Here is a 13,163-nt window from a genome sequence, read left to right as displayed (position 1 = left end):
GGTGGATGCCGCGAGCATGCCAGCCGGGTTACATTGCCGGAATGACAACTTTGCAAAGCTGACATTCATCAGGAGCAATGTAATGCTCGGACAAGTGCACGACCCCGACCTGCACCTGCTGCGGCTGTTCGTCACTGTAGTCGAGGCCGGTGGTTTCAGCGCCGCGCAAGGCGTGCTGGGCCTGAGCCAGCCCACCATCAGCCAGCGCATGGCGCAGTTGGAGGCACGCCTGGGCTACCGTTTGTGCAGCCGTGGCAAGGGCGGTTTTCGCCTGACGGAAAAAGGCGAAATGCTCCTGGAGGCGGCGCGTGGTTTGTTGCTGAACATCGAGCAGTTCCGCCAGCAGGCCAATGGTGTCGCAGGGCGGCTGCTGGGCACCGTGCGCATTGGCCTTGCGGAGAACCAGGACAAGGTGGTCAGCCTGAAACTGGCCGCGGCTATTGCGGCGTTTCGCAGGCGTGACGAGTCGGTACAGCTGGAACTGATCAGCGCGCCGCCGGCGGAGCTGGAGCGGCTGTTGCTGGAGCAGCGGCTGGACTACGCCATCAGCTACTTTTCCGGCAACCAGGCGGCGTTTGATTATCAGCCGTTGTTCGAGGAGCGGCAGCGGCTTTATTGCGGCAAGGGGCATGGGCTGTTCGGCAAGTCGGGCGTCAGCCGTGAGCGCTTGCTGGAGCTGGATCAGGTGCGCCATCCGTACCGGTTTCTAAAAGGCGACGAGCCGTTCCAGAGCAGGCGCAGCATGGCGGTGGCGGAGCAGATCGAGAGCGTGCTGACGTTCATTCTGTCGGGGCGGCATATTGGCTATCTGCCGTGCCATTGCGCTCAGCAGTGGGAGGCTGAAGGGATGCTGTGGGCGCTGGACCCGGGGCTGGATTTTGTGGTGCCGTTTACCTTGGCTCGGCACAGGGCGCATGAGGTTGGGGAGGCGGCAAGTGTATTCGCGCGGGATTTGCTGACGGTGTTTACCTGAACCTGCCTCTTCGCGGGTAAACCCGCTCCTACACAGGTACTGCGCAGCCCGCAGGCTGTGTGAGATCCCTGTAGGAGCGGGTTTACCCGCGAAGAGGCCTGTTCAGGCAACATCAATCAGTAAGCCATGCTCCAGGTCAAGGTGTAGGTACGCCCACGCCCCTGATAGTCATACAGGTAGGCCGGCCCGTAGGTCGGCGAATAGAACAGCGTCGCCCGCTGCCCCCAGACCGTGCTGTACTGCTTGTCCAGCAGGTTCTGGATCCCTGCGCTGAAGGTGCCGAAGCCGGTGTCCTGGCTGGCCAGCAGGTCGAAGGTGGTGTAGCCGTCGATCTCGTGGTCGGCGTCATCTTTCAGGCTAAAAGCATGGTTGGCCTGCAGCCGCGCGCTGCGGCCATCGCCCTTCCAGCCAACAAACCCGGTGGCCTTGGACAGCGAGGCATAGCGGGCATCACGCTTGATCCAGCCGCCATCCACATCCTCTTCCTCGGAGCGGGTCAGGTGCAGTGTGCCGCCGGCTTCCCAGCCCGTCTGGAAGTGCCGGGTAAGCGCACCTTCAAAGCCGAAGTCGCGGCTTTTCTGCTCTTCCACGTTGATGGTCAGCGTCTGCGAGTCGACGTTGATGATCTTGTCCGACCAGATGTAGTACAGCGCCGCCTGGGCATCCCAGTCCAGGTCGGCATAACGCCAGCCCATTTCCACCTGGCGGCTCTTGATGCCGGCCAGCGGGTTGTCGGCCACGCTCAGGCCCGGCTTGCCGTAGTACTTGGCCGGGTCTGGCAAGTCGAAGCCTTCACCATAGTTGGTCCACACCTGGTGGCCGTTCTTGAAGTCGTAGATGGCACCGACGTTGAACAGGTTGACCTGGTAGTCGTTACTGCCGCCGGGCACGCCCTTGAAGTCGCTGACATCCACATCCATTTGTTGACGCCGGGCGCCGCCGGAGACGGTCAGGTTGTCAGTGGTATGCCAGTCCAGCTGGGCATACACCGACACACCATCGACCCGGTAGCTGGGGTAGCGCGCAGCCTTGCTTTCCTTCTCCAGCTCAAGGCCGCCCGACTCGGACGAGGTCTGGGCGTTGAAGGTGGTCTGCTCGGCGTTGAAGCGCTCGCGGTCCAGGTCAACGCCATAGGTCAGCTTCAGCGTGTCCCACTGCTTGGCAAACAGGCCCTTGAGGCTGGTGACCTCGAAGTTTTGCTGCGACGCGGCAAAGTACACCCCGCGCGAGCCGGTGGGCGTGGCGCGGTTGTAGTACGGGAACGGGTAGAAGTTGTCGTCTTCCTTGCGGTACGAGGCCTGCAGGTAGAAGTCCTGGCCCAGTACGTCGTTGTGGTGGTAGTTGGCGTTAAGCAGCAAACGCCGGGTACGCGGCTCCAGGTCGGACGAGTAGCCGCTGCGCAGCTCGGCGTTTTCCAGGTCCGAAGGCGCGTTGTAGTTCAGGTTGGGGAAATAGATACCGGTGCTGCCGTGGTTGCCCGAGTCGTAGTACTGGGCCAGCAGGTCGAGGCTTTGCTGGTCGTTCAGTTGCAGGCCGAGGGTGCCGAGCACGTCGATGGTGCGGTTGTACTGCAGGTCGGTCTGGGTGTTGTCGATGAAAACCTGATCGCCAGCACCGTCGTAGGAGGCTTCGTTCTGCTCGCCGGATATACCCAGGCGGGCATTCACCCGCTCATTGCCGCCGCTGATCGACTGGGCGAAGCGGGTGGCCAGGTCGTCGCTGTTGTTGAAGCCGCTGCTGGCACCCAGCTGGGTCTCGAATCGCACCGGGCCAGGCTCACCCTTCTTGGTCACGATATTGATGATGCCGCCAGTGGCACCGCCACCGTAGATGGCGCTGGCGCCCGACAAGACTTCGACTCGCTCGACGTTGAATGGGGAAATGCTGTCGAACTGGCGCGAGAGGCCACGCGAGCTGTTCTGGCTGACCCCGTCGATCATCACCAGCACGTTGCGCCCGCGCATGTTCTGGCCGTAGTTGGTGCGCCCTTCCGGCGCCAGGTCGAGGCCCGGTACCAGCTTGCCGATGGCTTCCTTCAGGCTGACGCCGCTGTCGATCTGTTCGCGCAACTGCTGCTGGTCGACCACCCAGACAGTACCGGGGATTTCGCTGATCGCAGTGCTGGTACGCGAGGCCACGCTGACTTCGATCGGCTTAAGGTTGACTGCCTGCGGCGCAGCTTCGGCCTGGCGCAAGGTAACCGTGCGGGCATCGCTGAACTGCCAGCCCATGCCACTGCCGGCCAGCAACTGCTGCAGCGCCTGCTCGACGCTGTAGCTGCCATGCAAGGCCGGGCTGGCCTGGCCGGCGACATCGCCAGTGGTGTACAGCAGGTGCAGGCCGGCCTGGTCGGCGAACGCGGTCAGGGCCTGGTCCAGCGGCTGGGCAGGCAGGTCGAGCTGCACCAGACGGGCCTGGACCTGGGCCTGTTCGGCAGGGGTCGCAGCCCATGTCGGCAACGTGCCGGCCAGCATGGCCAGGGCACTGCAGGAGATCAGGGCGTGGTGAACAGGACCGCGACGGCGGTGCAAGGGCTTGAGCATCAGAGGCACGAAGGAGCTTCCTGACAAGTCGTAAATGAGAATGGGTTGCTGATCAGTCCCACTACGACGATCTGGCTTGCAGGAACTTGCAGTGCGGCTTGGAAATTTTTTCTGGGCTGGCCTCTTCGCGGCTAAAGCCGCTCCTACATCGACCGCGTGATGTTCGGGGCATGCAATCCCCTGTAGGAGCGGCTTTAGCCGCGAAGAGGCCAGCACAGGCCGATCAATGCACCACAGCCAACCAAGGCAGATAAGTCACCTTCAGCCCATAACGCTGTTCCAGGGTACGCAACAGGGCCTCTGGCTCATCCAGGTCAAACACCCCGCTCACCTCCATCGCCGCCAGCTTGCTATCGGACAACACAATGCGCCCATGCCGGTAACGTTCAAGCTCTTCCAGCACCTGCCCCAACGGTTTGCCGTTGAAGATCAGCTTGCCGCGCTGCCAGGCCATTTGTGTACCGGCATCAGCCGCTACCGCCAGTGGGTGCTCGCCGACGTTGACTTCACCGTGCGCCAGCACCACACGGCCATCACGGCGCACGCTGAAGGTGGCGGCCCGGCCTTGCACCCGCTGACCGCCTGTGTCGACCACAAACGGTCGTGCATAGTCCGCCGTTTCGAACAACGCCTCGCCAGCATCCAGCACCACCCGCCGCTCATGCTCGCTGAACACCACGCTCAGGGCACTGGCGCTGTTCAGGGTTACCCGCGTGCCGTCTGCCAGGGTAATCACTTGCCGCTCACCCACTGCGGTGTGGTAGTCCGCCAGCAGCATCGGTGCCTGCTGCCAGGCGGCCAGGGCAGTGATCAGCAATACCAGGGAGGCCGCCACACCCGCCTGTTTCAGCCAACTGCGGCAGTGGCGCAAGGCCTGGCCGATGTACTTGGCCACCATGCTTTCGGAAACGCCCAGGCGTTGCGCAACCTGCTTTTGAGTCAGGCCGTCGACGCGGTTGAGCAACAGTGCCTGGCGGGCCTTGATGGGCAACTGCAACAGCGCCTGGTCAAGGATCTGCAGGCGCTCACGGGCCAGCAACACCGCCTCGGGCGACGGCGCCGGGCAGGCCAGCTCGCCTGCCCCGTCGCTGTCACCGTGGCTGGCAGCGATACGCTGCTCGCGGCGCAAGGCATCGATCGCCAGGTTGCCAGCCACGCGGAAGATGAAACTGCGCGCGTGCAGCACCGGCAGCACCTGCTCGTCGATGTTCACCAGCTTCAGGTAGGTTTCCTGCGCCACGTCGGCGGCGCGCTGGCGGTCGCTCATGCGCCGGGTCAGGAATTGCAGCAGGTCGTCGTAGTGCTCCTGGAAACTCGCCAGCAGGCCCGACACAGGTGAAGTGAGCATGGGATCAAGAACGGCCAGTAGGAGAAGTTATCGGGCGTTAATGAGAAACAGTATCTTTCATCTAGGCCGATATTTTCAACGTGGCTTTAGCGTCGCCTGTGAGATCGAGCGCCGCCCGTGCGGCGCTTCGCGGGGCAAGCCCGCTCCCACATCTGTTTCGGGCCAGTTATTCCTGTGCCTTTGGCGCGCGCACCCTGGGTGCATGGCTGGAGATTGATGAAGAGCATCAGTGTCCCCTTCGATATCGAAGGGAACAAACAAGGCGGACTGAGGTGACTTCACAGGCGGGACTGGCCCGAAACAGATGTGGGAGCGGGCTTGCCCCGCGAAGCGCCGCGCGGGCGGCGCTCGATCTCACAGGCCCTCGTCTCAAGGCAAGCACCTGTCAGCCCATACCGCTGAACTGAATGGCATTAAGGCAAGCCCGCGCCTACAGCCCACCCGGCGGGTTATGTTCAGCGGTTGCCACTGGCCGCTGCCATCAGTTTGTTGACTTCGCTACGCACCATGCTGGCGTATTCAGGCGGCGACATGCTGTCCAGTTCGGCGCGTACCCACTCGGCCCATTTGCCCTTGCGCCGTGGTTTTTCCGCGATCAGCCGAGCCGCTTCGCCCTTGGCCTTGCCCAGGTTAGCCTGCCAAAACTCGAACAGCCGGGCCTTTTCTGCCTCGATCTGTGCCCGTTCCTCAAAGCTCATATTGGCCAGATTGAAACTCATGAATCACCTGCTTGATCGTAAATGGCGGCTATCTTACACCAACGCCTGGCTGCAACGCCGAAGCAACTTTTCTGGCGCACAAGTATCCATTGTTCAAGTAACCCATCGACGAGGACGAGTTCATGGCCCGTAAAAACTCCGTATTGGCTGATAGCGATCAGATCAAGGACCAGGTATTCAGCGAGCTGCAGTCACTGATCGAAGAATCGGAAAAGCTGCTAAACGATAGCGCCGCCCTGGTAGGCGACGAGGCAGAAACGCTACGTGCGCAGGTAAGCCTGAAGCTGCGCCAGGCCCGCCAGGCGGCCAGCAACGTGCGCAGCAAGGCGCAACCGGTGGTGGACGCCACCCAGGACTATATCGGTGGGCATCCATGGCAGACCGTGGCGATTTCCGCTGGCCTTGGCCTGGTGGTCGGCCTGCTGTTGGGCCGACGCGACTGACGAACGCTTGGCCGGCTTGGGCCGCCGGGTGCGAATCAGGCGGCCAGCGCCTGCGGAATGCCGCTGTGGAAGCGCAGCTCCTGGTCGGGTGACTGGATCAGCTCCATTTCAGCAGCGCGTACCAGCTCTACTCGGCGGGCGATGTCCGCCTCTTCACCGTAGTTGTGCGCCAGTTTCAGGTAGCCCTGGTAGTGGCGCGCCTCGCTTTTCAGCAGGCCGTGGTAGAAGCGGCCCAGCTCTTCATCCAGGTGCGGTACCAGCGCGGCAAAGCGCTCGCAGCTGCGCGCCTCGATAAACGCCCCCACCACCAGGGTGTCCACCAGTTTGACCGGCTCGTGGGCGCGCACCAGGCGGCGCAGGCCCGAGGCATAGCGGCCCGCCGACACCGGGCGCAGCGGCACGCCACGGCGCTTCATCAGGCGCAATACCTGCTCGTGGTGCACCAGCTCTTCACGGGCCAGGCGCGACATCATGTTGATCAGGTCGAGGTGGGTGTTGTATTTGGCGATCAGGCTCAAAGCGGTGCTGGCGGCCTTGAATTCGCAGTTCTTGTGGTCGATCAGCAAGGTTTCCTGGTCGGCCAGCGCCGCTTCGATCCAGGCATCTGGCGTCGGGCAGCCAAGAAAGGCGTCGATTTCGGAGATCAGGGACATAAGCGTACAACCACACAGAACAGGCAGGGCCGGCGATTATACCGGCGGCGGCGGGCGGCGCCAGTGACTATGCTTGATGTACATCAAGCGCCAGCGGGGGAAGTGCCGACTATAGTCAGGCATTGGTCGCCACCTTTGAAGGGAGCTCACGCCCATGCAAGCCGTCCGCAGCATCCTCGTCGTCCTCGACCCCGAGCACGCCCACAGCCGGGCGCTGACCCGGGCCAAGCTGATTGCTGGCGTCACCGGCGCGCGCCTGCACCTGCTGATGTGCGACAAACGGCATGATCACAGCGCGCTGCTGAGCCTGCTGAGCAGCCAGTTGCACGATGACGGCTACGACAATGTCACCCATGAAGAAGCCTGGCGCGACAACCTGCACGACACCATCATCTACGTGCAGCAGGCCGAGGGCTGCGAGCTGGTGATCAAAGAACACCGCCCGGACAACCCGCTGAAAAAAGCCCTGCTCACCCCCAGCGACTGGAAGCTGCTGCGCCAGTGCCCGTGTGCCGTGCTGATGGTCAAGAGCGAGCGGCAATGGACGGGCGGCAAGATCCTGGCGGCGGTGGATGTGGGTAACCAGGACCAGGACCACCGTCGCCTGCATGCCAGCATAATCGACCATGGGTTCGAGATTGCCAAACTAGCCAAGGGCGAACTGCATGTGATCAGCGCCCACCCGTCGCCGATGCTGTCGGCGTCGGACCCGGTGTACCAGTTGAGCGAAACCATCGAGAAGCGCTACCGCGAGGCGTGCTCGGCGTTCCAAGCCGAGTACGGCATCGCCGAAGAATGCCTGCATGTGGCCGAAGGACCGGCGGATGTGTTGATTCCACATACCGAGAAGCTGCTGGATGCCGTGGTGACGGTGATCGGGACCGTGTGCCGCACGGGGATTACCGGGGCGTTGATCGGCAATACCTCGGAAGTGGTGCTGGATGCGCTGGAGGGGGATGTGCTGGTGCTGAAAAGTGAAGAGGCAATCGCCCACCAGGCTGAATTGGCCCGAGGCTGACTGCCGCTTCATCTCCCCGGATTGACGGGGCTTTTGTAGGAGCGGGTTTACCCGCGAATGCGGCGGTTAGCCCAACGACGCCTTCGCGGGTAAACCCGCTCCTACATGGATTTCTTATTGCCCAGAAATCTCTAGGCCAACGCCTCACGCACCTTCGGGTCCAGCCCCTCCCCTTCATTGGCTGCAATCCATTCCACCAGCTGCCGGCGCATGGCCGGCGTCCAGAAGCTTTGCAAGTGCTGGCGCACGCCCTGCACCGCCAGCGCCCGGTTCGGCTCGCTGTCGAAATAATGGGCAATCTGGTTGGCCATCTTGACCAGGTTGTCGCTGCTCATCGACGCACCTCGGCTTTTTCCGCTGTGCGGCGTTCCTGCAGCAGGCGCCGCTGTTCTTCACTGAAGTCCTGGTAGCGCTTCTGCCATTGCGAGGGCTGGAACACTTTCACCACCTCCACTGCCGTCACCTTGTACTCCGGGCAGTTGGTGGCCCAGTCGGAGTTGTCGGTGGTGATCACGTTGGCCCCCGACTCGGGGAAGTGGAAGGTGGTGTACACCACCCCCGGTGCCACCCGCGCACTGACCTTGGCGCGCAGCACGGTTTGCCCGGCACGGCTACCGATACCCACCCAGTCGCCGTCCTGGATGCCCCGGCTTTCGGCATCGGTCGGGTGGATTTCCAGGCGGTCGGCGTCATGCCAGGCGACGTTGGCGGTACGCCGGGTCTGGGCGCCAACGTTGTACTGGCTGAGGATACGCCCGGTGGTCAGCAGCAGCGGGTAGCGGGTGTTGACCTTCTCGTCGGTGGGCACGTAGCCGGTGAGCATGAAGCGCCCCTTGCCACGCACGAACTGGTCGATGTGCATGGTCGGTGTGCCATCAGGTGCGGCGTCGTTGCACGGCCATTGCAAACTGCCGTGGCGGTCGATTTGTTCGTAGCTGACCCGGCGGAAGGTCGGTGTCAGACGGGCGATTTCATCCATGATCTCGGAGGGGTGGCGGTAGTTCATCGGGTAGCCCAAGGCGTTGGCCAGGGCCACGGTGGCTTCCCAGTCGGCTTTGCCGGCCAACGGCTCCATCACCTTGCGCACCCGCGAAATGCGCCGCTCGGCGTTGGTGAAGGTGCCGTCCTTCTCCAGGAACGAGCTGCCCGGCAGAAACACATGGGCGAACTTGGCGGTTTCGTTGAGGAAGATATCCTGCACCACCACGCATTCCATGGCATGCAAGGCCGCCGTCACGTGCTGGGTGTTGGGGTCGCTCTGGGCAATGTCCTCGCCCTGGCAGTACAGCGCCTTGAAACTGCCGTCCAGCGCCGCCTCGAACATGTTGGGGATACGCAGGCCCGGGTCGGGCTGCAGGGTTACGCCCCAGGCACGCTCGAACTCGGTGCGCACGCCCTCGTTGGAAATATGCCGGTAACCAGGCAGTTCGTGGGGGAACGAGCCCATGTCGCAAGAGCCCTGCACATTGTTCTGCCCGCGCAGCGGGTTCACCCCTACCCCTTCACGGCCGATGTTGCCGGTGGCCATGGCCAGGTTGGCGATACCCATTACCGCCGTACTGCCCTGGCTGTGTTCGGTCACGCCCAGGCCGTAGTAGATCGCCGCATTGCCGCCGGTGGCATAAAGCCGGGCCGCGGCGCGAATCTGCTCAGGCGGCACGCCACACACCGGGCCAAGCGCTTCGGGGGCGTTTTCCGCCAGGCTGACAAAATCGCGCCAGCGGGCAAAGTCTTCGGTCTCGCAGCGGGCATCGATGAAGCGCTGGGCCAGCAGGCCTTCGGTGACGATCACATGGGCGAGGGCATTGAGCATGGCCACGTTGGTGCCCGGGCGCAGTTGCAAGTGCAGCTCGGCGCGCGCATGCGGCGAATCGACCAGGTCGATGCGCCGTGGGTCGATCACGATCAGCCGCGCGCCCTGGCGCAGGCGGCGCTTGAGCTGCGAGCCGAACACCGGGTGGGCGTCGGTGGGGTTGGCGCCGATCACCAGCACCACGTCGGCCTGCATCACCGAATCGAAGCTTTGCGTACCGGCCGACTCGCCCAGCGTTTGCTTCAGGCCGTAGCCGGTGGGTGAGTGGCACACCCGCGCGCAGGTATCGACGTTGTTGTTACCAAACGCCGTGCGCACCAGTTTCTGCACCAGGTAGGCTTCTTCGTTGGTGCAGCGGCTGGACGTGATGCCACCAATGGAATCGCGCCCGTACTTGAGCTGGATGCGGCGGAACTCGCTGGCAGCATAGGTGACGGCCTCGTCCCAGCTGACTTCCTGCCATGGGTCTTCCAGGCGCTTGCGAATCATCGGTTTGGTGATGCGGTCCGGGTGGGTGGCGTAGCCCCAGGCGAAGCGGCCCTTGACGCAAGCATGACCGTGGTTGGCACCGCCGTTCTTGTCCGGGACCATGCGTACCAGTTGGTCGCCCTTCATTTCTGCACGGAACGAGCAACCGACGCCGCAATAGGCGCAGGTGGTGATCACCGAGCGTTCAGGCTGGCCCAGCTGCACCAGGCTCTTTTCGGTCAGGGTTGCAGTCGGGCAGGCCTGCACGCAGGCGCCGCACGACACGCACTCGGAAGCCAGGAAGTTGTCGCCACCCGCTGCCGCCACCCGCGACTCGAAACCGCGACCGGTGATGGTCAGGGCGAAGGTGCCCTGGATGTCTTCGCAGGCGCGCACGCAGCGGCTGCAAACAATGCACTTGCTTGGCTCGTAGTCGAAGTACGGGTTGGAAACGTCCTTTTTCTCTGCCAGGTGGTTGGCCCCGTCATAACCGTAGCGCACCTCGCGCAGGCCCACCTGGCCGGCGACGGTCTGCAGTTCGCAGTTGCCGTTGGCCGAGCAGGTCAGGCAGTCCAGCGGGTGATCGGAAATGTACAGCTCCATCACGTTGCGGCGCAGGCCGGCCAGGCGCGGGGTTTCGGTGCGCACCACCATGCCTTCGCTGACCGGCGTGGTGCAGGACGCCGGGTAGCCGCGCATGCCTTCGATTTCCACCATGCACATGCGGCACGAGCCGAAGGCTTCGAGGCTGTCGGTGGCGCACAGTTTGGGGATGCTGGTGCCGAGCATGGCCGCCGCACGCATCACCGAGGTGCCGGCAGGCACGCTGATGGCGCGGCCATCGATGTTCAGGCTGACCTGCACGTCGCTGTCGCGCGCCGGGGTGCCGAGGTCGCTGCTTTTATCAGAAGCGGGGTCGAAGAAATTGATCACTGTGCGGCCTCCGTGGTGGTCAGCCCGAAATCGGCGGGGAAGTACTTGAGCGCGCTGGCCACCGGGTAGGCGGTCATGCCGCCCATGGCGCACAACGAGCCGTACTGCAGGGTGTCGCACAGGTCGCGCAGTAGCAGGGCCTGGTCGTGGCGTTCGGTCATGTCGCTGCTGGTGATCAGCCGGTCGACCACCTCCATGCCGCGGGTCGAACCGATGCGGCACGGGGTGCACTTGCCGCAGGATTCCTCGGCGCAGAACTGCAGGGCGAAGCGTGCCATGCTGGCCATGTTCAAGGTGTCGTCCGCCACCACGACACCGCCATGGCCGAGCATCGCGCCCATGGCGGCAAAGGCTTCATAGTCCAGCGGCGTATCGAAGTGGCTGGGCGGCACCCAGGCGCCGAGCGGGCCTCCGACCTGCGCAGCCTTCAGCGGCCGGCCACTGGCCGTGCCGCCACCATAGCCTTCCACCAGCTCGCGCAGCGTCAGGCCGAAGGCGCGCTCCACCAGGCCGCCCTGGCGAATGTTGCCGGCCAGCTGGAACGGCATGGTGCCCAGCGAGCGGCCCATGCCGAAATCACGGTAGAACGCCGCCCCCCTGGCCAGGATGATCGGCACCGAGGCCAGGGTGAGCACGTTGTGCACCAGCGTCGGCAGGCCGAACAGGCCCTGCAGCGCGGGCAGTGGCGGCTTGGCGCGAACGATGCCGCGCTTGCCCTCGATTGACTCGAGCAGTGCGGTTTCTTCGCCGCAGATATAGGCACCGGCACCGACCCGCACTTCGAGGTCGAAGGCCCGGCCGCTGCCGGCCACGTCATTGCCCAGGTAACCGGCCTCTCGGGCGATGGTGAAGGCCTGGTCGAGCACGCAGATGGCGTCGGGGTATTCCGAGCGCACATAGATGTAACCTTTGTCGGCACCCACGGCGAGGCCGGCAATGATCATGCCTTCGATCAGCAGGAACGGGTCGCCTTCCATCAGCATGCGGTCGGCGAAGGTGCCGGAGTCGCCCTCGTCGGCGTTGCACACCACGTATTTCTGCCCGGCCCCGGCGTCACGCACGGTGCGCCATTTGATGCCAGCCGGGAACGCCGCGCCCCCCCGGCCACGCAAGCCGGAATCGAGTACGGCAGCAACCACCTCGGCACCGTCCAGCGCCACGGCGGCCTCAAGCCCGGCAAAACCGCCGTGGGCGCGATAGTCGTCCAGCGACAATGGGCGGGTGATGCCAGCGCGGGCGAACAGCAGGCGTTGCTGGGTCATCAGGTAAGGGATGTCCTCGACCGGCCCTAGCGCCAGCGAGTGGCCACCGGGCTCGCCGGCCAGGGCATCAAGCAGGGCCGGCACGTCTGCTGGCGTGACCGGGCCAAAGCCCAGCCGGCCTTGCCCGCTGTCGCACTCGATCAGCGGCTCCAGCCAGTACAGCCCACGGGAGCTGGTACGCTGGATTTCCAGCGGCAACTGGCGGCGCTCGGCTTCACGTTGCAAGGCGTCGGCAACCTGGTCGGCACCCACGGCGCGGGCGACCGAATCACAGGGAATGTACAGCTTCAGCATGCTGCGTCCTCCCGGCAACCGTTGACCAGCGCGCGCAGGCGCTCGGGAGTTAGACGCGCGTGCACCTGGCCGTCCAGCTCCAGCGCTGGCGAGCAGGCACAGGCACCCAGGCAATACACCGGGCGCAGGCTGATGGCACCGTCGGCGCTGGTGCCATGGTCATCCAGTGCCAGCTGCTCGCGCAATTGCGCGGCCAGGGCTTCGGCGCCCCGGCTCTGGCACGACTCGGCGCGGCACAGGCGCAGGGTGTGGCGTGCCGGCGGCGCAGTACGGAAGTCGTGGTAGAAGCTGATTACCCCGCGCACCTCGGCCAGGCTGAGGTTCAAGGCATGGGCAATTTCAGCAACGGCGGCATCGGGGATATAGCCGATGCCGTGCTGGATGGCATGCAGGATCGGCAACAGCGCGCCGGGGGTACCCTTGTCGCGGGCCAGAATATGTTGGACTGCGGGCAGGTGGAGCAATTCATCAGGCATACAGCGGACCTCGGCATCACGGCCCCTGCCTGAATTATTGTGAGGGCAGGTAACCGGCGTGTTCTGCTGCGGCGCGCCGGCCACGTCACGGTTGCGTGGGTTCGGCGGCCTCCTCGCCCACGGCCGCGCGTCTGTGCGCGCTGGTCTGTGGGCATCCTGCAAGCATGGCACTTGTGGCGCTGAGGGGTTGCGTGCGAGCGACCAGGCGCATTCTGAAACC

Annotated in this window: 11 protein-coding genes; 3 read left to right on the top strand and 8 right to left on the bottom strand. The window is 64.2% G+C overall.

The features are described 5' to 3' along the window. Positions 1 to 82: 82 nt before the first annotated feature. On the top strand, positions 83 to 973 hold the full coding sequence (locus ACIP02_RS23240) for a LysR family transcriptional regulator (RefSeq protein ID WP_400621150.1): 891 nt from the start codon (positions 83 to 85) through the stop codon (positions 971 to 973). Between the two features lie 116 nt (positions 974 to 1,089). Here the strand turns inward: ACIP02_RS23240 and ACIP02_RS23235 are convergent, their stop codons facing one another. From ACIP02_RS23235 to ACIP02_RS23225, 3 genes are all read right to left on the bottom strand, one after another. Beyond that, positions 1,090 to 3,516: a TonB-dependent receptor gene (locus tag ACIP02_RS23235; protein WP_400621271.1), complete on the bottom strand. Its 2,427-nt coding sequence runs from the start codon at positions 3,514 to 3,516 to the stop codon at positions 1,090 to 1,092. A 223-nt stretch (positions 3,517 to 3,739) separates the two neighbouring features. Further along, entirely contained in the window at positions 3,740 to 4,864 is a 1,125-nt protein-coding gene (locus ACIP02_RS23230) for a sigma-70 family RNA polymerase sigma factor (protein WP_400621147.1), read from the bottom strand. A 455-nt stretch (positions 4,865 to 5,319) separates the two neighbouring features. Next, positions 5,320 to 5,583 carry a hypothetical protein gene (locus tag ACIP02_RS23225; RefSeq protein ID WP_400621144.1) on the bottom strand — a complete coding sequence of 88 codons (264 nt, stop codon included), beginning with the start codon at positions 5,581 to 5,583 and terminating at the stop codon, positions 5,320 to 5,322. Between the two features lie 122 nt (positions 5,584 to 5,705). On the opposite strand from ACIP02_RS23225, the gene ACIP02_RS23220 reads away from it, so the two are divergent. Further along, on the top strand, positions 5,706 to 6,026 hold the full coding sequence (locus ACIP02_RS23220; RefSeq protein WP_400621141.1) for a YqjD family protein: 321 nt from the start codon (positions 5,706 to 5,708) through the stop codon (positions 6,024 to 6,026). Between the two features lie 35 nt (positions 6,027 to 6,061). On the opposite strand, the gene ACIP02_RS23215 is transcribed toward ACIP02_RS23220, so the two are convergent. Continuing rightward, the gene (locus tag ACIP02_RS23215) at positions 6,062 to 6,679 is read right to left on the bottom strand and encodes a tRNA-(ms[2]io[6]A)-hydroxylase (protein ID WP_400621138.1); all 618 of its coding nucleotides are present in this window, start codon (positions 6,677 to 6,679) and stop codon (positions 6,062 to 6,064) included. A gap of 154 nt (positions 6,680 to 6,833) precedes the next feature. Between ACIP02_RS23215 and ACIP02_RS23210 the strand changes: the two genes are divergently transcribed. Then, positions 6,834 to 7,697 (top strand): universal stress protein, encoded by an 864-nt coding sequence (locus ACIP02_RS23210; protein WP_400621135.1) that lies wholly within the window; start codon positions 6,834 to 6,836, stop codon positions 7,695 to 7,697. Between the two features lie 131 nt (positions 7,698 to 7,828). On the opposite strand, the gene ACIP02_RS23205 is transcribed toward ACIP02_RS23210, so the two are convergent. The 4 genes from ACIP02_RS23205 to ACIP02_RS23190 are packed head-to-tail and all read right to left on the bottom strand — an operon-like array spanning position 7,829 to position 12,943. After that, positions 7,829 to 8,032: a formate dehydrogenase subunit delta gene (locus ACIP02_RS23205; RefSeq protein WP_400621132.1), complete on the bottom strand. Its 204-nt coding sequence runs from the start codon at positions 8,030 to 8,032 to the stop codon at positions 7,829 to 7,831. After that, positions 8,029 to 10,911, bottom strand: a complete 2,883-nt coding sequence (fdhF, locus tag ACIP02_RS23200) for a formate dehydrogenase subunit alpha (RefSeq protein WP_400621129.1) — start codon at positions 10,909 to 10,911, stop codon at positions 8,029 to 8,031. The genes ACIP02_RS23205 and fdhF overlap by 4 nt, the downstream gene beginning before the upstream one ends. Then, positions 10,908 to 12,467 (bottom strand): formate dehydrogenase beta subunit, encoded by a 1,560-nt coding sequence (locus tag ACIP02_RS23195; RefSeq protein WP_400621126.1) that lies wholly within the window; start codon positions 12,465 to 12,467, stop codon positions 10,908 to 10,910. The genes fdhF and ACIP02_RS23195 overlap by 4 nt, the downstream gene beginning before the upstream one ends. Continuing rightward, positions 12,461 to 12,943 (bottom strand): formate dehydrogenase subunit gamma, encoded by a 483-nt coding sequence (locus ACIP02_RS23190; protein WP_400621123.1) that lies wholly within the window; start codon positions 12,941 to 12,943, stop codon positions 12,461 to 12,463. The genes ACIP02_RS23195 and ACIP02_RS23190 overlap by 7 nt, the downstream gene beginning before the upstream one ends. Between the last annotated feature and the right edge of the window lie 220 nt (positions 12,944 to 13,163).

It is taken from the genome of Pseudomonas sp. NPDC089408 (assembly GCF_044749445.1).
In the GTDB taxonomy this organism is placed as follows: Bacteria; Pseudomonadota; Gammaproteobacteria; order Pseudomonadales; family Pseudomonadaceae; genus Aquipseudomonas.
This window is presented reverse-complemented; position numbering and strand designations above follow the sequence as displayed.